Source organism: Kaistia sp. SLG-1 (genome assembly GCF_059699055.1).
Genome location: NZ_AP048544.1, coordinates 2,603,201 through 2,624,054 on the forward strand (window position 1 = coordinate 2,603,201; position 20,854 = coordinate 2,624,054).

Here is a 20,854-nt window from a genome sequence, read left to right on the forward strand (position 1 = left end):
CTTATTCCCCTTCGGCGAGGCGATTGAGGATGCCCGTATAGGGCGCGAACAGTTTTTGCTCGTCGAGTGCCACATCATCGTTCCAGCTTGCGACGACGCAATGAACGCGGCCGTCGGTCCCGACGACCCGGGTGGAAAGGTTGATGACGCCGAACTCCGAGCCGCCCTTGTAGGCGAAGGACTTCCATTGAGCGCGATCGGCGACGCCCGGATTGATGCCGACGCTGGGCAGATCGGCCGTCTGTTCGAGCAGCTGGCAGAGCTCGCGCGCGGAAAAGAACCACTCGATCGAATGGGTGGCCTCCGGGCTGAGCTCGGCGATAGCGGGGAGGGGAGCTTCCGCGATCTCGGCGAGGATGGCGCGCCGGGCAGCCGTGTCGCCCTCGGCCCAGGCGGTCCGTAGCGGCGCATTCTTCACGGTCTTGAGCGTGAAGAGCTCGCGCGTGGTCAGGAAGGGTGCATTGGCCGGCGTGACGGTCTCGACGGCGTCCCGGCCGACGATGCGGACGAGCGCGTCGGTCGCCGTGTTGTCGCTGATCGAGATCATCAGATTGGCGAGCGTCGCGATCGTCAGCGGCGTGCCGTCGGGCCAATCCTGTAGCTGGCCGGACGGCAGCGACTTCCAGGCTGGATCGAGCGGCACGACCTGGTCCCAGCTCAAGCGCCCGGCCGTTACGGCATCGCGCAGCGCCACCAGGATGGCAAGCTTCGCCGCCGAGCCGATCGCGAGCGGGTGGTCCGCGTCCTGGGCGACGATGTCCTCGCCGTCGCTGACGACGAGCAGCGCGGTCTTACCGGGCAGGGCCTCGATTTCAGCGGCCAGCGTCTCGATCGTCCCCAGCCTCTCCGCCGGGCCGAACCAGAGGCCGTTGATCCGTCCGTTCGCGTCGAGCGAGATCGCCGCTGGCATGCTCGCTTCCGCGAAGCGGAGGCGAAAGCCGTTGCTGGCGCGATCGATCCCCTGCAGCGGCCCGTGCTCCTTCCGCACGCCGGCCAGGATCCGCTCGACCTCGGCGAAGGGAACCGCGGAAAGGAAGGCGGCGTCGAAACGATCCGGCGTCGACCCACCCTCGCTCAACAGGGCCTGCAGCGTCGCTTCCGGCGTCATCGTCTCGGCCCTCACGGGTATGGCGGTGAACAGGATTGCGGCGAGCGCGGCCGCCGTCGCGAAACGTTGGATCGCAGGCACTGGCCCCTCCGTCTGTGCGCCGCTTCTCTGCGACGCCCGATACGCTCCATGGCGGTCCGGGCTCCACCGCGCTATCGTCTCCAGCGGAATGGAACGGTTCCCGACCGTGGTCGTTGGCAGAACGTCGTAAGGGAGTAGCACCATGGACAAGTCGACCGTCAAGGCCCTTCGGCTGATCGATCCGACGCTGGTCAAGAGCCAGTGCTATGTCGATGGTGCGTGGATCGGCGAGGGCTCCATCGCCGTCACCAATCCCGCGACGGGCGACGTCATCGGCATGGTGCCGAAATTCGGCGCCGACGAGACGACGCGCGCCGTCGACGCGGCGGCCGCCGCCTTCAAGACATGGGCTGCCAAGACCGCCAAGGAGCGCTCGAAGCTGATCCGCCAGTGGTTCGAGCGGATCCGGGCGCATCAGGAGGATCTGGCGCTGATCCTGACCTCGGAGCAGGGCAAGCCGCTCGCCGAGGCGAAGGGCGAGATCGACTATGCGAACGCCTATGTCGAGTTCTACGCCGAGGAGGCGAAGCGCATCGCCGGCGAGACGCTGCCAAGCCATCGCGCCGACGCGCGCATCCTCGTGCTGCGCCAACCGACCGGCGTCGTCGCGGCGATCACGCCGTGGAATTTCCCGGCCGCCATGATCACGCGCAAGGTGGCCCCGGCGCTCGCGGCCGGCTGCACGGTCGTGCTGAAGCCCGCCGGCGAGACGCCGCTGACGGCGCTGGCTTTGGCTGAGCTCGCGGATCGCGCCGGCATTCCGCCCGGCGTCTTCAACGTCGTGACCGGCAGCGCCAGCGAGATCGGCGGCGTGCTGACGTCGCATCCGGCCGTGCGGCTGGTCAATTTCACCGGCTCGACCGAGATCGGCAAGCTCCTGATGCGGCAGGCCTCGACCACCGTGAAGAAGATGGCCCTCGAGCTCGGCGGCAACGCGCCCTTCATCGTTTTCGACGACGCCGATCTCGACGCGGCGGTCGAGGGCGCCATGGTCTCGAAGTTCCGCAACATGGGCCAGACCTGCGTCTGCGCCAACCGGATCTATGCTCAGGCCGGCATTCACGATGCCTTCGTCGCCAAGCTGACGGCGGCGGTGGAAGAGCTGCGGGTCGGCAATGGCGCGGAGCCCGACATCACGCAGGGGCCGCTGATCAACGACAAGGCGGTGGAAAAGGTCGAGGAGCATCTCCGCGACGCGACCGCCAAGGGCGCCACCATTGCGCTCGGCGGCCATCGCCACGCCAAGGGCGGCACCTTCTTCGAGCCGACCGTGCTGACGGGGGCGACGCGCGACATGCAGCTCGCCCGCGAGGAGACCTTCGGGCCGATCGCGGCGGTGTTCAAGTTCGAGACCGAGGAGGAAGTCGTGAAAGCTGCCAACGATACCGAGTTCGGTCTCGCCGCCTATTTCTACTCGCGCGACATCGGCCGCATCTTCCGGGTCGGGGAGGGGCTCGAATACGGCATGGTCGGCATCAATTCCGGCCTGATCTCGACGGAGCTGGCGCCCTTCGGCGGCGTCAAGGAGAGCGGCAATGGCCGCGAGGGCTCCCATCTCGGCATCGATGAATTCGTCGAGAAGAAATATCTTCTCGTCGCCGGCCTCGATCGGTAGCGCGCCATGTCAAAAGCGGTCCGCTGGCAGAGCTGGGATGGCGAAGGGGTCGAGCACATGGTGTTCAGCGACCGGCCTACGGGCGCGGTCGCTGAGGGGGCCCTGCTCTCGGGTGGCGATGCGCGTTTCGCCGCCCACTACGAGCTGTCGTGTCATCCGAACGGTCACGTCGCGGCGGCGCGGGTCGCCATTGTCGGCGGCCCCTCGATCACGCTGCATTCGGACGGCGACGGTCTCTGGCGCAACAGCGACGGCAAGCGCGTGCCGGCCCTGGTCGGCGCGATCGACGTCGACCTGTCGGCGAGCCCGGTTACCAATATGTTAACGATCCGGAGGCTGGGGCTGCACGAAGGAGAGGCCCGGGAGATCACGGCGGTCTATGTCCGCTTCCCCGATCTCGAGCTCACGCTCGACCGGCAGCGCTACACCTGCGTCGCGGCGGGTCACCGCTATCTCTATGAGGCGGTCGACGGGTCGTTTCGGGCCGAAATCGAAACCGAGGAATCCGGTCTCGTCACCAAATATGAAGGGCTGTTCCGGCGCGTCCTCTGAGAGGCGCAGACCGATCCGCGCTCAGGCGTCGGCCACCTTGCCGTCGACGCCGAGGGGATCGTAGGTCCCGAACACCCACTCATATCCCTCGATGTCCCGACAACCATATTGCCGCGAACCGTAGTCCGTATCCTCGAGCGGCCGGGTGATCTTGGCGCCGGCGGCGACCGCCATGTCGTGATGCCCGTCGACGAAGCGAACGGAAACGTAGTTGCAGCCGGCGCCGCCGCTCGCGGTCCGGCCGCTGGCGAGGATCTCCGGATCGAAGCCGCCCAGCATGACGAGGTTCTGTCCCAGGCGAAGCTCGGCGTGCATCACTTCGCCGTCCGGTCCCTCATGCAGCGCCGTAAGCTCGAAGCCGAAACCCTTGACGAGAAACTCGATCGCGCCGCGCGGGTTGCGATAACGAAGGACCGGGAAGATGTGAGACGTGCGGACCATTCATGACCTCCCACGATTCCAGCCTGTCGTTCAGGCGTGTGCCTCGGCGCCGGCTCCCTTCGCCTGGGCCAGGGCCTGCTCGAAGACATCTTCCGGCTGGCATCCCGACAAGGCAAGCCGGCGATCGAACACGAAGAAGGGTACGCCGCTGATGCCGCCCTGCGCGGCGTCGAGCGCCAGCTGGCGCGTGATTGCGAGCTCGGCGGCGTCGCTCACCAGGCTCAGCGCCTCTTCCTCGCCGAAGCTGAAGCGGGTCGCGATCACTACGAGAACGGCCGGATCGGCGATGTTGCGCGCCTCGAGGAAATGCGCCTCGAACAGCGCTCGCGCCAAGGCGTCCTGCGTGCCCTTGTCGAGCGCGTGGCGGATCAGCGTGTGCGCCGCGAGCGTCGGGCGCTGGCGCGGCTGCTTGGAAAGGTCGAGCGCGATGCCGCTCTTGCGGGCCTCGGCCTCGACGCGGGCGAACATCGCCGAGGGATCGCCGCCGAGCCGCTTGCGAAGCTTCTCCGCGACGTCGATGCCCTCCGGCGGCACGTCCGGATCGAGCAGGAAGGGGTGATGGACGATGCGGGCGGCGGTTCCGGTCCGGGCCAGCACCTTGCCGAGCCGCACGACACCGATGAAGCACCAGGGGCAGACGATGTCGGTCACGACGTCGATCTGGAGTTCCGACATGAGCAAATCTCCTGTGCCGCGGAAAGGTCGCGTCAACCAATCGGAAATGAACGCCAGCTATAACAAGACTACGTGACCGAGGACACAGGCACCGGCGCAATTCGGTGCTAATCCTCCCGGCAAGTCGATTCCATCTCAGGGCAAAACCATGCGTATCGCTTTCGCGGCCTTTTTCGGTCTGATCTTCGGTGGAATCGTCGGTCTCGGCACGGGTGTCGGCATCGGCATGTTGCTGCAGCGCATCGTGAACGTCGGTTGCAGCGCCGGCGGATGCGCCTATTTCGTCATCTTCTGGGCCGGCCTCGGCCTGGTCGTCTGCGCACTGCTGGGAGCGATCCTGGCCGGTGTCCTGAGCCGCGAAAATACCCGCGCGAGCCTGCCGCGCCACCACTGAAGCCGGCTAGCCAATTTCGGTGAAGGCCGGATGATACCGGACTTCGCCGCTCGGCATGGCGGGCGCCTTGGTCCCGCCCTGCTTCAAGAGTCGCGCCAGAAAATACTCGGGCGGCAAGCCGGGGTAGGTGAGGCGTGAATCGGCCTCGAAGCCGAAGCGCCGATAGAGGCCCGGATCTCCAACCAGGACGCAGCCGGTAGCGCCCAGCCCCTGCAGCCGCTCCAGCCCTGCCTCGATCAGGGCCCGGCCAATTCCCTTCCCCTGAAGCGCCGGCAGAACGGCGACCGGCGCCAGCCCGAACCAGCCCTTATCCACGCCGTCTATCGTGACGGCCGAGAACGCGATGTGGCCGACGATCGTTCCGGCCTCTTCCGCGACGAGCGAAATCGCCAGCGCGCCGGCGTCGCGCAGCGCGTCGACCAGCTGCGCTTCGCGCTGGTTGCTGTGCGGATGATCGCGGAAAGCCGCGGTGATGACCGCGTTTATAGCCTCCCGGTCGGCCGATTTTTCGTCCCGGATCTTCATGCTCGATATCTACCAAGTATTTATCCCAAGCAACAAGCGCATTCCGTTTTGAATTTTGAAACAATCTTCTCGAAGAATAGCAATTAATATTTATTGAGAACGTTGTTGTGCGTTGCAAAATGGATCGATAATAATTGTCGCAGCTGAAGAACAAGCGGATTTGTCAGATCGTATTGGTTGCGATTTTGACTGGATTGCTGTGCATGAACGGACGCTGCGACGTGAACAAACCTATCAAGAGCCAGCTCGAGCCGGTTTTTCCAACGCAAAGCAAGGCAACCTTGCGGATGGTGCTGGCAGGCGCCAGCGATCGCGCCATCCTGGCGGCCGGGCCGCTGGCGCATCTCGTGACCTTCACGGACGAACTGTTCCGCTCGGACGGCACGATGCGCGATGTCTATCCCGTTCTGGCGGTCGTCGCGTCGTCGTCGGGCGCGCGCGAGGTCGAGGCCGCCTCGGCGGCGCTCGCCAAGTTCGCCACGATTCCCGCGCCGCCCGTCATCCGGATCGATCGCGATGTCGATGGCGTCTCGGCACTGGTTCAGACGGTGCTCGAATCGGGCCTCGGTCGCATCTCCGGCTACGCCCGCACCATGGCGACCGAACTCGTCATGCTGCGTCGCGAGCGCGAAACCCTGTTCGAGAATTTTCGCGTGCTCGAGGATGCGTTCCGGGCCCGGAACTGGGAGCCGGCGAGCGAGATCTTCGCGCATGACCCGTTCGTCGACCCGAAGGACGAGGGCATCGGCCGCCTGATGCGCGAAAGCTGGGTCGAGCAATTGCTGCCGGTATCGAGCTTCGGCGTCTCCGGCTTCGCCCTGCATTTCCGCAATGCCGCGAAGGGCAGCGGCGAGGTGATCGTCACGCTCGACTATGTCGAGAGCGGCGAGGGCGTTGCCGAATGGATCGTGCCCTTCTCCGATCTCGCAGCCGACTGGAACTTCTTCTCGCTGCCGAAGGCCTGCGACGGCAGCCCCCGCACGCTTCGCCTGCGCGTCTCGGCCAACGGCGCCGAGCCGCCGGCGCCGTCGCTCGGCCATCCGATCGCCAGCCGGCGCTATGCCGCCCGGGCGCGTTCGCTGCACGGCGATCTCGATCATCGCCCGCTGGCAATCAAGATCTATGCCGGCGTCCCCGGCGTGCGTCCGACGGCGCTGCCGAATTCGATCGCGCCGAGCGCGCTGATGAGCGGACGGCGCATCGAGGACTATCGTTTGCCGCTGGACGCGCTCCGCGCTGTCGCCGACGTTTCCGTCAGCCCGATCGTGCCCGACTTCCAGACCATCCGCTTCCTCGAGCACGAGGATGCGATCGTCTGCCACCCGCTCCCGGCCGGCATCTCGGCCGGCGCGATCGCCAATGTCGTGGCGCCGGGCACCGTGCGCTTCGCCGCCCGGGCGACGATCGACCATCCGGAAGGCAAGCCCGCGCTTGTCGGCTTCCTGCTGGCGCCGAGCGCCGCCAATCTCCGCTCGGAGATCGCGGTTCTCGAGCGCGAGGGAACGGCGCGCCGCTCGGCCTATTTCAGCGGCTGGCGCGACATCGTCGCCGGGGAATCGGCCAGCATCAACATCATGCTGGACGCCCCGACGCAGCGGACGATGAACCTCGTCATCCTGAGCCGCGCCAAGGGTGACTCGGTCGATTTCTCCTGGCTCAAGGTGTTCGATTTCCGCCTGGTCCGTCACTTCGACGTCGAGCCGCGCGGGGAGGCTTCCCATGCCCAGTGAAGCGGCGGACCTCGTCGTCATCGCAATGCCGCTCTACGGCCACGCGGCACTGGCCATCGAAGCGCTCGAGACCGCCTTCGCCTCCGAGACGGAATGCCGGATCGAGGTCGTCGTTTCGGTCGACGGCGACCCGCGCAGCGAGATCTTCACTGCGCTGACACTCTATGCGGCGACGCGCCCGGAACTGCATGTCATCTTCGGACAGAACGCCGGTCCCGGCGGCGCCCGCAACCGCGCGATCGACTTCATCGTCGAGAGCATGCCGGATGCGAAGGCCGTCTATTTCCTCGACGCCGACAACCGCGTCCTGCCGACGACCATCGAGACGCTGTACGAGCGCCTCAAGGCCGAGCAGTGCGGTTGGGTCTACACCAACATCGACACGTTCTCCGTGCGGTGGGGCGCCCATTACGGCGATCGCTATTCGCGGCTGACGCACTGCGTCTCCGACAATATCTGCGACACCGGCTCGATGATCTCGATCGACGTGTTCCGTGCCGGCGTGCGTTTCGACGCCGATCGGCAGAACGGCTTCGAGGACTGGGAGTTCTGGCTGTCCTGCATCGAGGCAGGCTTTGTCGGCGCTCCGTGCCACGACACGGCGTTCGAGTATCGCCTCCGGGCCGAGAGTCGCTTCAAGGAGGCGAACCGCGATCGCGCCGCCTCGGTGAGCTTCCTGCGCCGCCGGCACAAGGGCCTCTTCCGCCGCTCGACGCTGGTCGGGTTCGAGCATGAGGAATGCCCGCGCTATGCCCTGCTGCGCACGGGCGACGGGGCCATCGCCTGCTTCTCCGATCCGACGGCGGAGCCTTCCTACCTGGATTTCGACGAGGCAATCCGCGCCTTCTGGGGCAGCGCCGCGGAGCCGGACAACGTCCATTTCCCGCCTTTCCTGGCCGCGGCGAGCGGCGAGACGCTGAAGCTTCTGCACCAGTCGCGCCTCTGGCCCAACCTGCTGGTGCATCTGGAGCGGGCGACGGAGGCGGCGAATGTCGTGTTCGTGCAGATCGGCAATGTCGCCGCCGAGCGCGGCATCGACATTGAGATCCTGCCTTCCGGCCATGTCCGCAAGGGGCGCGCCGATCTCGTCTTCCTCTCCTCGACGATCGTTCGCGATGCGATCCGCAACAATGCGCTCGATTGGCTGGGCTCGGTCGCGGCGAACCAGGTCTGGCCGACGGTCGCCGTCGTCAAGGTCCGCTTCCCGTTCCCGGCGGCTGCGCCCAAGCGGTCGTCGGCGACGCCTGAGCAATCGTTGATCAATCTGGTGCAGACGATCGCAACCAGCCCGCTTCAGTCTGTGGCGGACAAGCGCTGGACCTGGCGTGCACCGCGACTGCCCGCCTTGTCGGAGCTCTACAAGCAGCTCAGGACCGAGGTTGGCGGTTCGCCCGTGCTGCCGCTCGGCCATGCCAAGAACGGCAGGCGCACGCTGGCGCTGCTCGTTCCCAACGCGTCGTTCGGCGGCGCGGAGAAGGTCGCCTTCGCGGCGGCGCGTGAATTGAAGGCCGAGGGATACGAGACGCATCTGTTCGTGCTCGGAAACGCGCGCATGGACGTGCTCGACGAGTTCGACGACGCCTTCGACCACATTCATTTCTGGAAGGCCGGCGTGCCGGCCTGGGGCGGCTCGAACCGCTTCCTCGGCCAGGATTTCATCGCCGAGTATCACGACATCGACTGGAACGCCTTGAAGGGCCTCCTGTCCGGCTTCGATCTGATCATCAACAACCACGTCATGGCGGTGCATCCGCTGATGGCGCGGTTGCGGGCCGAGGGATCGCGCACCGCCTGCTATCTGCATGTGGTCGACGAGACGCCATTGCGCCGTCCGGCTGGACAGCCCTTCGCGGCGATCGCGCATGAGCATTGCTACGACGCGTTCCTGACCTGCTCGGAGCAGCTCAAGGTCTACCTGCACAGCTACGGCGTGCCGCTGGAGAAGATCTACGCTGTCGCCAATGCCCCGAGCATCTCGGTGAAGCCGAAGATGCTGGCCGAGATCGTCCAGAACCGGCAGGCGCGGACCCCGGATGCGCCGCTGCGCATCCTCTACATGGGCCGCTTCGAGCCGCAGAAGGGCATCGACCGCATCCACGCTGCCCTGCAGGACCTCCGCGCCCGCAACATTCCGTTCGAGGCGCTGGCGGTCGGTGGTGAGATCCTCGCCGAGCAACCGAGCTCGTGGACCGAGAAGCTCCGCGAGATCGGCGTCAGCGTCCGGCCGCCGATCTTCGGAGGCCGCGAGATCGCCACCGTACTCGCCTGGGGCGATATCCTGATCATGCCGTCGCGCTGGGAAGGCGCGCCGCTGATGATCGCCGAGGCGCAGCTCGTCGGTTGCGTCCCGGTCGCCACCGCCGTCGGCGCCGTCGACGAGCTGGTCACGGATGGCCGCGACGGCTTCCTGATCGAGGGAGAGGCGGATCTGAAGATCGTCGCCGATCTGGCAAACGCCGTGGAAACGCTGGCGCGCGACCGCGGTCGTCTCGCTCAGCTGCGCGACGGCGGCCTGTTCACCGCGTCGGGTCGTTCCTGGGCGGCCTCGTTCGGACCGTTCATCGAATGGTGCGACCGGGCCGTCACGACGACACCCCGGATCGTCGCGCGGGCGCCGCGCCGGACGATCGAAGCAACCAACAACGAGATTGAGGTTTCGGCCGTCGCCTGACGCCGAAGCGATAGGAGAGGTACGTCTATATGCGTTCGAGGATCCTGGTCACGGGCATTCCCGGCCATTACACGAGGCTTGTTCGGAGCGCCAAGGGCGCGACCGTCCACTACGGCGAACAGCAGCTGCAGCCGGAGAGCAAGGAAGCGTTCCTGCGCGAGCTGACCAATATCAGCAACACCGGCAACTACCTGATCGGTGAGGGCGCCTTGCGCGCCATGCCGTCCAACGCCACGCAGGTGCCGTTCTGGCATCTCCACAATGCCTGCACGAACGGCACGGGCCTGGACGAGATCAACGCCAATTTCGACATCTGCGTCTTCACCTGCGCCAACCTGCTGCGCAAGGGCCTCTCGGCCGATGCCGAGGCGCTCGTGCTGAAGAACCTCGATATGCCGATCGTCATGCTGGGCATCGGCATCCAGAACCGCGCCGATCTCGAGGAAGGGTTGCCCGAGGGTACGCAGAAGCTGCTCGATATCCTCAAGGGCAAGGAACACTACTTCCTGACCCGTGGCCATGAGACGGCGGAGTTCCTGAAGTCGCGCGGCTTCTCCTTCGTGCGTCCGACCGGCTGCCCCTCGGTCTATTTCCTGCCCGACAACATGCGCGCGGCGCTCAAGCGCCTGCCGGACGTCAAGGTGGGCAGCGGCCGGACCGTCTTCTCCGGTTATCTCGGCGCGACGGAAGAAGCCGTTCGCGACGTCAACATGCTGAGCAAGCCGGACAGCGAGTCCTTCTATGTCGTCCAGGACGAGTTCCTGCATTTCGACATGAAGGTCGAGCCGAACAAGGACGGCCGCGTCTTCGACTCGACCTCGGGTCAGATGATCGGCGATCTCAAGTACAAGGCGCAGGACCAGCTGCAGCGCAAGCTGAAGCTCCACACCTTCTTCGACACCAACCAGTGGCGCGCCTGGACCTCGTCGATGGACTTCTCCATCGGCCGCCGCTTCCACGGCAACATCATCGCGCTGCAGTCGGGCGTGCCCGGCCTGATGGTCTCCGTCGACGACCGCATGCGGGAAATGCTGCGCTTCACCGGCCTGCCGGCGATCGAGGCCTCGGCGCTCGAGGCGGCCAACGACCGGGCCGAGTTCGTCGCCGATCATCTCGCCGACCTGAACGTGCCGCAGGTGGTCGAGAAGTACAACGAACGCGAAAGCAATTTCCGCGCGACGTTGCGCGACATCGGCCTGAACTGAATTCCAAAGCCGGCCCTTTCCGCCGCGAGGCGGCGAGGGCCGTTCGCAGACTAGGCACCAAGCATCCAGAGGACGAGCGTCATGCGCATCTTGCTGACCGGCATCCCTTCCTATCTCCAGCGCACCGTCTCCGGCGTCTCCGGCGCGACGGTCCGTCACCGGCCCTATTTCGACGACATCCTGACCAAGAAGAACGTCATCGATCAGGTCAAGAAGATCGCCAATACGGGCAATTACCTGATCGGCGAGGGCGCCGGCCACGCCCTGCAGGGCCACGACGTCACCTATGTGCCGTTCTGGCATCTCGCCAACAGCCTGACGTCGGACGACGTCTATGACGAGCTCGCGCGCACCTTCGACATCTGCGTATTCGCCTCGGCCAACCTGCTGCGGCCGGGCCTCTCCGCCGATCTCGAGGCGCAGGTCTTCGAGAAGCTGAAGCTGCCGGTCGTCGTGATGGGCATCGGCATCCAGAAGAAAGCGAACCTCCGCGACGACCTGCCGGCCGGCACGCAGAAGTTCCTCGACGTGCTGCGCGACAAGGAGAGCTACTTCCTGACGCGCGGCTACTTCACCTCCGAGTTCCTGAAGGAGCAGGGGATGAAGTTCGTGCGGCCGACCGGCTGCCCGTCGCTCTACTTCAACCCGAACGGCATGCGGCAGGCGCTGGCGAAGATCGCCAATCCCGAGCTGGTCGAAGCGCAGAAGATCGCCTTCGGCGGCTATCTCGGCAGCGTCGCCGATACGCTCGTCGATGCGCATGTGCTGCTGAAGCCGGACAGCACCGCCCACTACGTGATCCAGGACGAGGTCACCGTCTACAACGTCGACATCGTCGGCGACGACCAGACGCTCGCCTATGACCCGCCGTCGGGCCGGATCATCGCGCCGCTCGAATACAAGCACCAGGAGAAGTGGCAGCGGAAGCACGAGCTGCACGTCTTCTTCGACACCAATCGCTGGCGCACCTGGGCGTCGCAGCTCGATCTGTCCTTCGGCCGCCGCTTCCATGGCTGCATCATCACCATGCAGGCGGGCGTTCCCTCGCTGATGATCGCCGTCGACGACCGCATGCGCGAAATGCTGGAGTTCATCGGCTTCCCGCATCTCGAGGCCCAGATCTGGAATCGCGAGACGCAGAAGAAGGCATATCTGAAGGAGTTCCTGTCGACGATCGACGCGCAGGCTTCGATCGATCGCTACGACGCTTGCGAGACCAATTTCCGCACGGCGCTGAACGACATCGGCATCAAGCAGGCCTCGATCGCCAAGGCGGCTCCGGCTGCCTCGGGCCAGGCCACGCGGACCCATGAGGCCGCGTAAGCCCCATCGTTCGATGCGCATCGTCCCGGCCCTGGCCGGGACGATGCTGTGGCTCGGCATTCTCTGCGGCATGCAGGCAGAGGCGGCCGAGATAGGCTTCAACCGGGTCAATCTCGGTTGGAAGCAGCCGGCCGAGCGCAAGACCATCCTCGACGCCATGAAGCACAGCGGCGTCGCCTCGGTACGGCTTTCGCTGAGCGCGCCGATCGGGCCGAGCATCGACGCGGTGCGCATGGCAAACGCGGCCGGTTTGCGTGTCCTGCTCGAGATCTCGCTCAACAACCGCGCCTTCTATCCCGACGGAACAAAGCGCCGCTCTGCCAAGGGCAAGAGCTTTGACGTCTACCGCCTCTCCGATCTCGACCCCGAACGCTATCGCAAGGTGATCCGCGACACGCTCGCCAAGCTCGACAAGGCCGGCGTGAAGCTGGTCGGCGTCGAGCCTGGCAACGAGATCAACTGGGCCGGCTACAATGGCGATCTGGCGGTTGGCGCCGATGCCAAGAGCGATCCGGCCAAGGTCGCAGACGGTCTGGCTCGCTATGTCGAGATCGTCCGTGTGACCCGCGAAGAATTGCAGAAGACGAAGCTCAACCGCGACGCCAAGCTGATCTCGGCGGGTCTCTCCGACATGCCTGTGCCGTTCTCGCGCCGGGTCGGCCTCGAGATCGTCCCGGCGCCCGAATGGACCTCCCGCATGCAGGCACAGGGGCTCGACCAATGGGTCGACGCCTACGGCATCCATGTCTACCCCGGCAGCACCGGTTCGACGGAGAGCCGCGACGGTCTCGTGCGCGAGGCGCTCTCCTTCTGCGGTACTGCCACCGCCGGCAAGCCGTGCTGGATCACCGAATGGGGCGTCGCCAACACTTCGCCGAGCTGTCCGATCGACGACGACACGCGCGCGGCGCAGGTGGATCAGGTCCGCTCCATCATTGATGCCGATATCGAGGCGGGGAAGGTCGGCGCCGCCTACTATTTCGATTGGGACAGTGGAACCCCGTACAGCGTCTGGCGCTGCGGCGGCCTTTCTGCGGCCGGCCGGGCCGCCGTTCGTCCGGTGGCTCCATGAGGTCCTGACCACAAACAAAACATCCAGGGAGGATAGCGCGCATGGCGCTCCGGACTATCGTTATCGGCGGCTCGAACACGGTCATGCAGCCCGGCTACTGGCCGAGCCTCCTCGCCAATATGGCGCGTCGCGGCATGGCGCTGGACGTCGTTGCCGATCTTTCGGTCGGCGGCACGACATCCGGTTTCGGCCTGTTCCAGCTCAAGGCCCATCCGGGGCTCGCCGACGCCGATGTCCTGATCATCGAATATGCGCTCAACGATGCCTTCGTCTATGGCGACGAGCGGCGGCCGTTCCGCCACTGGGCCCGTTTCTACGAGGGCATCATCCGCTATGCGCTGGAACAGAACCCCAATCTGCGGATCGTCTCTCTCGTCTTCGGCGCGCGCAGCGGCACCTATGTCAGCGCGGTGCCGTCGATCGACGCCGGCATGCACTACATTTCCGACTGGTACGAGACCTCGGTCATCAACGTCTCGCGCCACCTGATGCGCCGCTTCGGCCGCGAGGTGATCACCGACCCCGCCTTCTATTCGGACCAGGGCCACTATGCCCGGCCGATCGCGACCTCCATCGTCGCGGATATCGTCGCGGACGATCTGGAGGGGATCCTCGCGGCGCCTGTTCGCCCGCGCGCCTTGCCCCTGCCGATCGATCCGCAGCATTTCGCCGGCGCCGGCGTCATCGATGCGAAGACGCTGATCGAGAGCCGCGGCCTGCCGGCCCGCGACTACCGCAATCGTCGCTTCGGCGCGACGACCGCCGATCTCAGCCGGTTCCGGCTAAAGCTCGAGTTTGAGAAGGGGAGGCCGCTGGCCCTTTCCTATGTCTGCGCCCCGGAAGTCGGCCCGCTGGAAATCTCCATGCCCGGCGAGACGATCGAGGCGGCCACGTTGAAGGGCGGCGTCCGCGACGGCGCCTTCAAGTTCCTGTTCTCGATGCTGAGCTGCGAATTCCTGTATCCCGGTCCCGCGCTGCTGCAGGAACCGGCGAAGCTCGCCGTTTCGATCCAGGTTGCGCAGGGCGTCCCGCGAACGAACCGCCATGTCCCGAAGGACAATGTCGCGCACGCGGCCTATGACCCGGCGGCGGAGCCCGTGATGCCGCTGCTCGGCATCCTCTATACCGGCACGCTCAAATCCTGCGTCGTCGAGCCGGTGGAAGCCGTCCAGCCTCAGCCGGCGGCCGCCACCGAGCGCATCGAGGCGCCGAACATCTGAGCCATGATCGAACGCTGGCGCGACAGGCATCGGTCGAGCGCATAGCGCTCGATGATCGTCTGGCGCGCCTGCCGTCGCATATCGGCGAAAGCCTGCGGCCGGGCGAGGACGTCGAGGACCGTCTCGGCGATGGCTTCCGGCTCGAAGAACGGCGCCAGCAGGCCGTTGTGGCCATGACGGATGACCTCCTGCACCGGCGCCGTCTCGGATCCGATCACCAGTGCCCCGCAGGACATCGCCTCCAGGACGGACCACGAAAGCACAAACGGGTAGGTGAGATAGATATGCGCGGCTGAAATCTGGAACAGTCGCGTCAAAGTCTCATGCGGAACCTGGCCGGGAAAGAATACACGCGCGGGATCGAGCGGCGTTTCTTCAAGGACGGCGTCCTTCCAGGACTTTCCGTCGCGCCGCGATGCACCATAGCTGTTCGAGTCGCCGCCGACGAAGACGAAGATCGCGTCCTTGTGGCGGGCGAGAACCCGCTCGGCCGCCTTGGCCGCCTGCGGGAAGCCTCGATAGGGCTCCAAATCCCGCGCCGCGAAGGTCACCACGGGATCGCCGGGCTTAATGACGCGTCCGTCGGGAAGGGTCAGGCCATGGCGATTGTCGGGCCGGAAACGGTGGACGTCGATCCCGTCATGGCAGACGGCGATGCGCCGGGCATAGTTCTCGGGATAGCGGCTGCGCTGCCAGCCGGTCGGACTGATGCCGGCATCGATGGCGTCGAGGGTAACGAGTTGGGCGGCGTTTCGCAGCCGGAGGCGCTGGCGCACGTCCAGGTCGATGACGTCTTCCGGGTCGAAGCCGACATCGGCGCCCTCGGCGCGATAGAAGAATTCGCAATAGCCGAGCGCCGGCGCGCGCGGCACAACGTCCTTCACGAACATCATGCTGCCCCAGCCGATATGGCCGACGACCAGGTCGGGCGGCCCCTCGGCGCGGACGAGCGCATCGAGGGTCTCGGCGACGCGCAATCCGATGCGGACGTGATGCTCGGTCGTCGCCAGCGGGCTGGTCCGGATCGCGGCCAGCGTGGCCGGAGGCTCGGCCCGGTGGCGGACAATGCGGACACCCGGCAAGCGCCGATCGACGCTTTCCGTGATGAGGGTGACCTCATTGCCGGCAGAGGCGAGGTTGGCGGCCAGATGTTCGAACTGGCCGACGCCGCGTCTGTGAATGAAGAGTATCTTCATGAAGAGGCCCCTGTTCCTGGCGGCGGCGGGGCGGCCATCCGGCTACGCGCCGTAGCGCGTCGCATTGGTCCAGACCAACTCCAGCTTCTGAAGCAGACGATAGGCGTTGTCGAGCTCGCGCGACTCGTCCTCGTCCCGAACGAGCAGGCGATGATAGGTGTCGTCCGCGGTCCGCAGGGCCTGGCAGAGATCGTGTCCCTTCTGGGAAAGGCTGATCCGGGCCGACCGGCGGTCGCGCTGCGAGGCGACGCGGTCGATGTAGCCGAGATCGACGAGCTGCTTCAGGTAGTAGGAGACGTTCGAGCCCAGATAGTGGCCCTTGTCGAGCAGGTCCCGCACCGACAATTCGCCATTGCCGATGGTGAACAGCACCATGACCTGGGCCGGTCCGATGTCGCCGACGCCCAGTTTGCCCATCTCGATCCGGAGCAGATCGGTGAAGCGCCGGTTGACGCGTTCGATCGTCCGGGCAAGCTCGAAATGCGTTACATGCCCGCCATCATGTTCGGTTACAACCGTGATCACGCTCGCAGATGCGAGATTGCTACTCGATCCAACGTTGTTATCCGACTCTTCGACTTCTACCGCCGCTTGCAGAAGTTCTCGCGTCATTATCTGGCCCCGTATCGCTAATTTTAATTCAAGTTTCGAAGCATTGTTGTGTTTCGATTCGTCTATTCGACAATGCTTCAGCCGATAGACGTATTCCAAGCAAACATTCTATCAGATAGTCCGAAAATTGGATTAAATGTATCTTCTGGACACCCTTGATGCTGGACGATAGAGTTATGAAGTGACAATTTCAAGGCAATCCAATATTATGCCGAAAATTGAAGCAACATCCTCGCATGTTGCAGATGCGAAGGCGTCAGGGAACGTGGCCGTTCCTGAGGCGCTCGTCATCGAGGCGCGTCGTTCCTTCATGGCCGGCCTCGGTTATGCTGCAATCCTGAGTGCATTCATCAACGTCCTGCAACTCACTGTACCGCTCTATATGCTTCAGGTGCACGATCGTGTGCTGAACAGCCGGAGCATGGATACCCTGGCCATGTTGTCGATACTGGCAGGTGGCGCGCTCATTCTCTACGGTCTTCTCGAATTTATCCGCTCTCAAGCTTTCCAGGTGATGGGCGGCCGGCTTGTGCGTAAGCTCAACGGGCCGGTTCTGGCGGCCTCCATCCGCGCTTCGGCGCGCGAAGGGACCAACAAGGCGGCGCAATCGTTGCGCGATCTGGCCGAGCTCCGGAGCTTCCTGACCGGCCATGCCGTCAGTGCTCCGCTGGAGGCGGCCTGGAGCCCGATCTTCCTGATCGTGCTGTTCCTGCTGCATCCGGGCTTCGGCATTGTCGGCGTCGTCTCCATCCTCATCCTCGTCATATCGAACATCGCCCTCGACATCTCGACGCGGAGCCTCCTGACGGAAGCCAACAAGGCCAATGTCGAGGCGATCGGCAACGTCGCGGGTCAGGTCCGCCATGCCGAGGTGATCGAGAGCATGGGCATGCTCCCCGCTCTCTCCGCGCGCTGGCGCCTGGCCCAGCTCAGCGCCCTCGAACTGCTCGAAACCGCGAACCGCCGCGGCAAGGTCATCGCCACCGTCACGAGGACCATCCGCTACGGCATGCAGCTCTTCGTGCTGGCGCTTGGTTGTATCCTGGCGATCCGGCAGGAGATCTCGAGCGGCGCCATGATCGCCTCGACGATCGTGATGGGGCGCCTTTTGATGCCCTTCGACAGCGTCGTCGAGAACGGCCGGCAGTGGGTGATGGCGAGCGGCGCGTGGAAGCGCGTGCGGGAGCTGATTGCGACCGAGGGCGCCGATCGGCAGACGATGCCGACCACCGTCTGCAATGGCGATCTCGTGGTCGACAAGCTGATCTACGCCGCGGCCGGGCAGGACGTTCCGATCATCAAGGGCGTCTCGTTCAGCCTTTCGCCGGGCGAAGTGCTCGGCGTCATCGGCCCTTCGGCGGCCGGCAAGTCGACGCTGGCGCGCCTCCTCGTCGGCATCGTCAAGCCAACGGCGGGTGGTGTCTATCTCGACGGCAACAGCGTCTATCTCTGGGAGCGGGAATCGTTCGGCCAGCTCGTCGGCTACCTGCCGCAATCGGTCTCGCTGCTCGACGGCACGATTCGCGACAACATCGCTCGCATGGATGCCGGCGATCCGCGGGCCGTGATCGAGGCGGCCCGCATCGCCGATGTGCATGAAATGATCGGCAGGCTGCCGCTCGGCTACGACACGCCGGTCGGCGACGCGCGCCTGACGCTCTCCGGTGGCCAACGCCAGCGCGTGGCGCTCGCGCGCTGCCTCTACGGCCATCCCCGGCTGATCGTGCTCGACGAGCCGAATGCCAATCTCGATGCAACCGGCGAAGCGGCGCTGATCCGCGCCATTCGTGCCGCGAAGGCCGATGGCGCCATCGTCGTCATGATCGCCCATCGACCGGCGATCATGGAGGTCGCCGACAAGCTGCTCGTGCTGGAAAACGGCCGGGTGTCCCAGTTCGGTCCGCGCACCGACATCGTATCGCCGATGAACCCCAAGCGACAGGCTCCCAACCCGTCGCCGGCGATAGCCCAAGGCGGAGATCGACGTTGAAGAACCTGACCCGACAGACCCCGGCCGAGATTGAGCGGGCCCGGCGCGATGCCGTTCCCGCGATCGTCTATGCGACCGCCTTGCGCGGCAGCCGCAACGAGATCCTCGATCGCGAGCCGAGCCTTCGCACGCCCATCATCGCCGGTTTCCTGGCGGTCACTATCGGCTTCGGCGGATTCATCGGTTGGGCCTATTCGGCGAATCTCGACAGCGCGGCGGTGGCGAGCGGCTCCGTCGTCGTCGACAGCAAGCGCAAGACCGTCAGCCATTTCGAGGGTGGCATCCTGAAGCGCCTCCTGGTGAAGGAGGGCGACTCCGTAAAGGCCGGCCAGCCGCTCATCCTGCTGGACGATACACGCGCCAGGTCCGAGCTGCAGCAGCTCACCGGGCGACGCTTCGCCCTGACGGCGAAGCTGGCGCGTCTGCGCAGCGAGCAGGCCGAGGCGAATTCGGTCGAGTTTCCGCCCGAGCTGCTGGCGTCGACCGAACAGGCGGCTCGCGACGCCGTGGCGGCCGAGCAGAAGTTCTTCGAATCGCGCACGGTGGCCAAGAGCGGCCGCCTGGACGTGCAGAGAAAATCCGTCGAGCAGCATGACGCGGAGGCGGCGGCTCTGGCCGCACAGAGCGAGTCGAACCGACGGCAGCAGGAGATTCTCGAGGAACAGCGAAGCGCGATCGACGGTCTGGTCAAGAAGGGCTTCGCCAGGCGCTCCCAGTTGCTGGAGATCGATTCGCGCCTCAGCGAACTGATCGGCAATGCCGGCGAGCAGGCGGCCAACAAGGCCAAGGCCGAACAGGCCAAGGCCGGCGCCAATCTCGAACTGCTCGCGCTGACGCAGGACTGGATGCAGCAGGTGTCCGGCGACATCGCGACGGCGCAGGGCGAACTCGCCGAGGTCGATGAGCGCATCGTCGCGGCGCGCGACGTGCTTCAGCGGCTCGAGGTGCGCTCGCCGCAGGCGGGCGTCATCGTCAACATCCAGGTCCGCACCGTCGGTGGCGCGATCTCCGCCGGTGCGCCGCTGATGGACATCGTGCCCGAGGACGAGCCGATGGTCATCGAGGCGCATGTCAGCCCCACCGACATCGACAGCGTCCGCGTCGGCTCGCCCGTGCGGGTTCGTCTGACGGCCTATAATCAGCGCAGTCATGCTCCGCTGGAGGGCAGGCTGACCTATGTGGCGGCCGATCACGTCATCGACGAGCGCACCAACGTTGCCTATTTCGTGACGCGGGCCGAGGTGCTGCCGGAGGCGCTCGCCGCCGCGCGCGATGTGAAGCTCTACCCGGGCATGCCCGCGGACGTGCTGATCATCAACAAGCCGCGCCTCGCGATCGACTACCTGCTCTCGCCGATCACCGACAGCTTCAACGCCGCCTTCCACGAAGAGTGATTGCGCGGCGCTTGTTGCGATGCAGCAATTTCGTTCGAAGAATATTTCGAATTTCCTGGCAATTTAATTGCATAGATAAACCAGTAATTCTGCAATTAGACCGATTAGTCTAGCAAATGTACTGGCTTCGCCAAGATCTAAAGAGTAGAATCATTGATAAAGGCGTTGCTTGTCTCTGATGTTCGCTTATAGTGCAGTGCGTCATGCTTTTTCCGAAACCAGCCGGGTGGCGGAGGGCAGGGCGGCCGCGGAGATACTTCGATCTGGGCGGCGCAAGCGACTGACATAGGAGACCTCAATGGCCACTCTAGAAGGTGGGGCGTATGACGACGTCCTATTCGGCACTCGCTTCAGCGATATCATCTTCGCCCATGGTGGCGCCGACACAGTCTTCGGCGGCGATGGCGATGACACGATTTTCGGTGGTGCGGGTAACGACACGCTTTTCGGCGACGACGGCAATGACCTGCTGTTCGGCGGCATAGGCGACGACACGCTTTTCGGCGGCAACGGCGACGACCAGCTGTTTGGCGGCGATGGCAATGACCAGCTGTACGGCGGTGCCGGCAACGACATCCTCGATGGCGGTGCTGGTGACGACATCCTCGACGGCGGCGACGGCAACGACATCCTTCTCGGCGGTGCCGGCAACGATGTCCTCTACGGCGGCGCTGGCGCTGATATCCTGAATGGCGGCGCGGGCAACGACATCCTCGTTGGCGGTGCCGGCAATGACATCCTGATCGGCGGCGCCGGCAACGACATCTTTGTCTTCACCGGTGGTGGCGGCAACGACGTCGTCATGGACTTCCATGCCGGCGAAGACATTCTTCAGATCCAGAAGAACATCAACGATACGCACATCTCGTCGGCAGAAGATCTTGCTGCCCGCGCGACGCAGGTCGGCAACAATACCGTGATCGATCTTGGCCATGGCGACTCGATCACGCTCGTGAACGTCAATGCCAACGACGTCCACGCCAACCCGCACGGCTATTTCGTTATCGGCTGATCCCCCGTCAGCTGATGGCCTGCGGCGCCCGGTCCCTC

18 protein-coding genes are annotated in these 20,854 nt (G+C 65.1%); 12 read left to right on the forward strand and 6 right to left on the reverse strand.

What is annotated here, in order from left to right:
* Window position 1 precedes the first annotated feature (1 nt).
* Window positions 2–1,189 (reverse strand): serine hydrolase, encoded by a 1,188-nt coding sequence (locus tag AC6HZP_RS11760; RefSeq protein ID WP_497526692.1) that lies wholly within the window; start codon window positions 1,187–1,189, stop codon window positions 2–4.
* A 142-nt stretch (window positions 1,190–1,331) separates the two neighbouring features.
* Between AC6HZP_RS11760 and AC6HZP_RS11765 the strand changes: the two genes are divergently transcribed.
* Together AC6HZP_RS11765 and AC6HZP_RS11770 are read left to right on the forward strand one after the other, a co-directional pair.
* A complete protein-coding gene (locus AC6HZP_RS11765) occupies window positions 1,332–2,804 on the forward strand; it encodes an NAD-dependent succinate-semialdehyde dehydrogenase (RefSeq protein ID WP_497526693.1) in 1,473 nt (490 codons plus the stop codon).
* 6 nt (window positions 2,805–2,810) lie between these two features.
* Complete coding sequence (locus tag AC6HZP_RS11770) at window positions 2,811–3,356, forward strand: putative glycolipid-binding domain-containing protein (protein WP_201403732.1); 546 nt, start codon at window positions 2,811–2,813, stop codon at window positions 3,354–3,356.
* A gap of 21 nt (window positions 3,357–3,377) precedes the next feature.
* Here AC6HZP_RS11770 and AC6HZP_RS11775 read toward each other — a convergent pair whose 3' ends face one another.
* Together AC6HZP_RS11775 and AC6HZP_RS11780 are read right to left on the reverse strand one after the other, a co-directional pair.
* On the reverse strand, window positions 3,378–3,797 hold the full coding sequence (locus AC6HZP_RS11775) for a VOC family protein (RefSeq protein ID WP_201403733.1): 420 nt from the start codon (window positions 3,795–3,797) through the stop codon (window positions 3,378–3,380).
* 30 nt (window positions 3,798–3,827) lie between these two features.
* On the reverse strand, window positions 3,828–4,472 hold the full coding sequence (locus tag AC6HZP_RS11780) for a DsbA family oxidoreductase (protein ID WP_497526694.1): 645 nt from the start codon (window positions 4,470–4,472) through the stop codon (window positions 3,828–3,830).
* A gap of 148 nt (window positions 4,473–4,620) precedes the next feature.
* On the opposite strand from AC6HZP_RS11780, the gene AC6HZP_RS11785 reads away from it, so the two are divergent.
* Window positions 4,621–4,866: a hypothetical protein gene (locus AC6HZP_RS11785; protein ID WP_201403735.1), complete on the forward strand. Its 246-nt coding sequence runs from the start codon at window positions 4,621–4,623 to the stop codon at window positions 4,864–4,866.
* 6 nt (window positions 4,867–4,872) lie between these two features.
* Here the strand turns inward: AC6HZP_RS11785 and AC6HZP_RS11790 are convergent, their stop codons facing one another.
* Window positions 4,873–5,391: a GNAT family N-acetyltransferase gene (locus tag AC6HZP_RS11790; protein ID WP_497526695.1), complete on the reverse strand. Its 519-nt coding sequence runs from the start codon at window positions 5,389–5,391 to the stop codon at window positions 4,873–4,875.
* Window positions 5,392–5,678: 287 nt separating this feature from the next.
* Between AC6HZP_RS11790 and AC6HZP_RS11795 the strand changes: the two genes are divergently transcribed.
* The 6 genes from AC6HZP_RS11795 to AC6HZP_RS11820 all read left to right on the forward strand — a co-directional run bounded on the left by AC6HZP_RS11795 (window position 5,679) and on the right by AC6HZP_RS11820 (window position 14,612).
* Entirely contained in the window at window positions 5,679–7,121 is a 1,443-nt protein-coding gene (locus AC6HZP_RS11795) for a DUF6212 domain-containing protein (RefSeq protein WP_497526791.1), read from the forward strand.
* The gene (locus tag AC6HZP_RS11800) at window positions 7,111–9,792 is read left to right on the forward strand and encodes a glycosyltransferase (RefSeq protein WP_497526696.1); all 2,682 of its coding nucleotides are present in this window, start codon (window positions 7,111–7,113) and stop codon (window positions 9,790–9,792) included. The genes AC6HZP_RS11795 and AC6HZP_RS11800 overlap by 11 nt, the downstream gene beginning before the upstream one ends.
* 29 nt (window positions 9,793–9,821) lie before the next feature.
* The gene (locus AC6HZP_RS11805; RefSeq protein WP_497526697.1) at window positions 9,822–10,997 is read left to right on the forward strand and encodes a polysaccharide pyruvyl transferase family protein; all 1,176 of its coding nucleotides are present in this window, start codon (window positions 9,822–9,824) and stop codon (window positions 10,995–10,997) included.
* A gap of 81 nt (window positions 10,998–11,078) precedes the next feature.
* Complete coding sequence (locus AC6HZP_RS11810) at window positions 11,079–12,320, forward strand: polysaccharide pyruvyl transferase family protein (protein WP_497526698.1); 1,242 nt, start codon at window positions 11,079–11,081, stop codon at window positions 12,318–12,320.
* A gap of 13 nt (window positions 12,321–12,333) precedes the next feature.
* On the forward strand, window positions 12,334–13,392 hold the full coding sequence (locus AC6HZP_RS11815) for a glycoside hydrolase family protein (RefSeq protein ID WP_497526699.1): 1,059 nt from the start codon (window positions 12,334–12,336) through the stop codon (window positions 13,390–13,392).
* A gap of 41 nt (window positions 13,393–13,433) precedes the next feature.
* Window positions 13,434–14,612, forward strand: coding sequence for an SGNH/GDSL hydrolase family protein (locus tag AC6HZP_RS11820; RefSeq protein ID WP_497526700.1), 1,179 nt, complete (start codon window positions 13,434–13,436; stop codon window positions 14,610–14,612).
* Here the strand turns inward: AC6HZP_RS11820 and AC6HZP_RS11825 are convergent.
* Both AC6HZP_RS11825 and AC6HZP_RS11830 read right to left on the reverse strand, forming a co-directional pair.
* On the reverse strand, window positions 14,567–15,808 hold the full coding sequence (locus AC6HZP_RS11825; RefSeq protein WP_497526701.1) for a glycosyltransferase family 4 protein: 1,242 nt from the start codon (window positions 15,806–15,808) through the stop codon (window positions 14,567–14,569). The genes AC6HZP_RS11820 and AC6HZP_RS11825 overlap by 46 nt on opposite strands.
* Window positions 15,809–15,850: 42 nt before the next feature.
* Window positions 15,851–16,333 carry a MarR family transcriptional regulator gene (locus AC6HZP_RS11830; RefSeq protein ID WP_244669916.1) on the reverse strand — a complete coding sequence of 161 codons (483 nt, stop codon included), beginning with the start codon at window positions 16,331–16,333 and terminating at the stop codon, window positions 15,851–15,853.
* Window positions 16,334–16,628: 295 nt separating this feature from the next.
* Between AC6HZP_RS11830 and AC6HZP_RS11835 the strand changes: the two genes are divergently transcribed.
* From AC6HZP_RS11835 to AC6HZP_RS11845, 3 genes are all read left to right on the forward strand, one after another.
* Window positions 16,629–18,410: a type I secretion system permease/ATPase gene (locus AC6HZP_RS11835; protein WP_497526702.1), complete on the forward strand. Its 1,782-nt coding sequence runs from the start codon at window positions 16,629–16,631 to the stop codon at window positions 18,408–18,410.
* On the forward strand, window positions 18,407–19,804 hold the full coding sequence (locus tag AC6HZP_RS11840) for an HlyD family type I secretion periplasmic adaptor subunit (RefSeq protein WP_497526703.1): 1,398 nt from the start codon (window positions 18,407–18,409) through the stop codon (window positions 19,802–19,804). Before AC6HZP_RS11835 ends, AC6HZP_RS11840 begins: the two co-directional genes overlap by 4 nt.
* 298 nt (window positions 19,805–20,102) lie before the next feature.
* Window positions 20,103–20,816 (forward strand): calcium-binding protein, encoded by a 714-nt coding sequence (locus AC6HZP_RS11845; RefSeq protein WP_201403744.1) that lies wholly within the window; start codon window positions 20,103–20,105, stop codon window positions 20,814–20,816.
* Window positions 20,817–20,854: the final 38 nt, after the last annotated feature.

Excerpts from the sequence above, each read along its gene's own strand:
- AC6HZP_RS11775 (WP_201403733.1), bottom strand. The coding sequence starts at position 3,797 with ATGGTCCGCACGTCTCACATCTTCCCGGTCCTTCGTTATCGCAACCCG.
- AC6HZP_RS11820 (WP_497526700.1), top strand. The coding sequence starts at position 13,434 with ATGGCGCTCCGGACTATCGTTATCGGCGGCTCGAACACGGTCATGCAG.
- AC6HZP_RS11780 (WP_497526694.1), bottom strand. The coding sequence starts at position 4,472 with ATGTCGGAACTCCAGATCGACGTCGTGACCGACATCGTCTGCCCCTGG.
- AC6HZP_RS11770 (WP_201403732.1), top strand. The coding sequence starts at position 2,811 with ATGTCAAAAGCGGTCCGCTGGCAGAGCTGGGATGGCGAAGGGGTCGAG.
- AC6HZP_RS11805 (WP_497526697.1), top strand. The coding sequence starts at position 9,822 with ATGCGTTCGAGGATCCTGGTCACGGGCATTCCCGGCCATTACACGAGG.
- AC6HZP_RS11795 (WP_497526791.1), top strand. The coding sequence starts at position 5,679 with ATGGTGCTGGCAGGCGCCAGCGATCGCGCCATCCTGGCGGCCGGGCCG.
- AC6HZP_RS11815 (WP_497526699.1), top strand. The coding sequence starts at position 12,334 with ATGCGCATCGTCCCGGCCCTGGCCGGGACGATGCTGTGGCTCGGCATT.
- AC6HZP_RS11800 (WP_497526696.1), top strand. The coding sequence starts at position 7,111 with ATGCCCAGTGAAGCGGCGGACCTCGTCGTCATCGCAATGCCGCTCTAC.
- AC6HZP_RS11810 (WP_497526698.1), top strand. The coding sequence starts at position 11,079 with ATGCGCATCTTGCTGACCGGCATCCCTTCCTATCTCCAGCGCACCGTC.
- AC6HZP_RS11765 (WP_497526693.1), top strand. The coding sequence starts at position 1,332 with ATGGACAAGTCGACCGTCAAGGCCCTTCGGCTGATCGATCCGACGCTG.
- AC6HZP_RS11825 (WP_497526701.1), bottom strand. The coding sequence starts at position 15,808 with ATGAAGATACTCTTCATTCACAGACGCGGCGTCGGCCAGTTCGAACAT.
- AC6HZP_RS11835 (WP_497526702.1), top strand. The coding sequence starts at position 16,629 with ATGCCGAAAATTGAAGCAACATCCTCGCATGTTGCAGATGCGAAGGCG.
- AC6HZP_RS11785 (WP_201403735.1), top strand. The coding sequence starts at position 4,621 with ATGCGTATCGCTTTCGCGGCCTTTTTCGGTCTGATCTTCGGTGGAATC.
- AC6HZP_RS11790 (WP_497526695.1), bottom strand. The coding sequence starts at position 5,391 with ATGAAGATCCGGGACGAAAAATCGGCCGACCGGGAGGCTATAAACGCG.
- AC6HZP_RS11845 (WP_201403744.1), top strand. The coding sequence starts at position 20,103 with ATGGCCACTCTAGAAGGTGGGGCGTATGACGACGTCCTATTCGGCACT.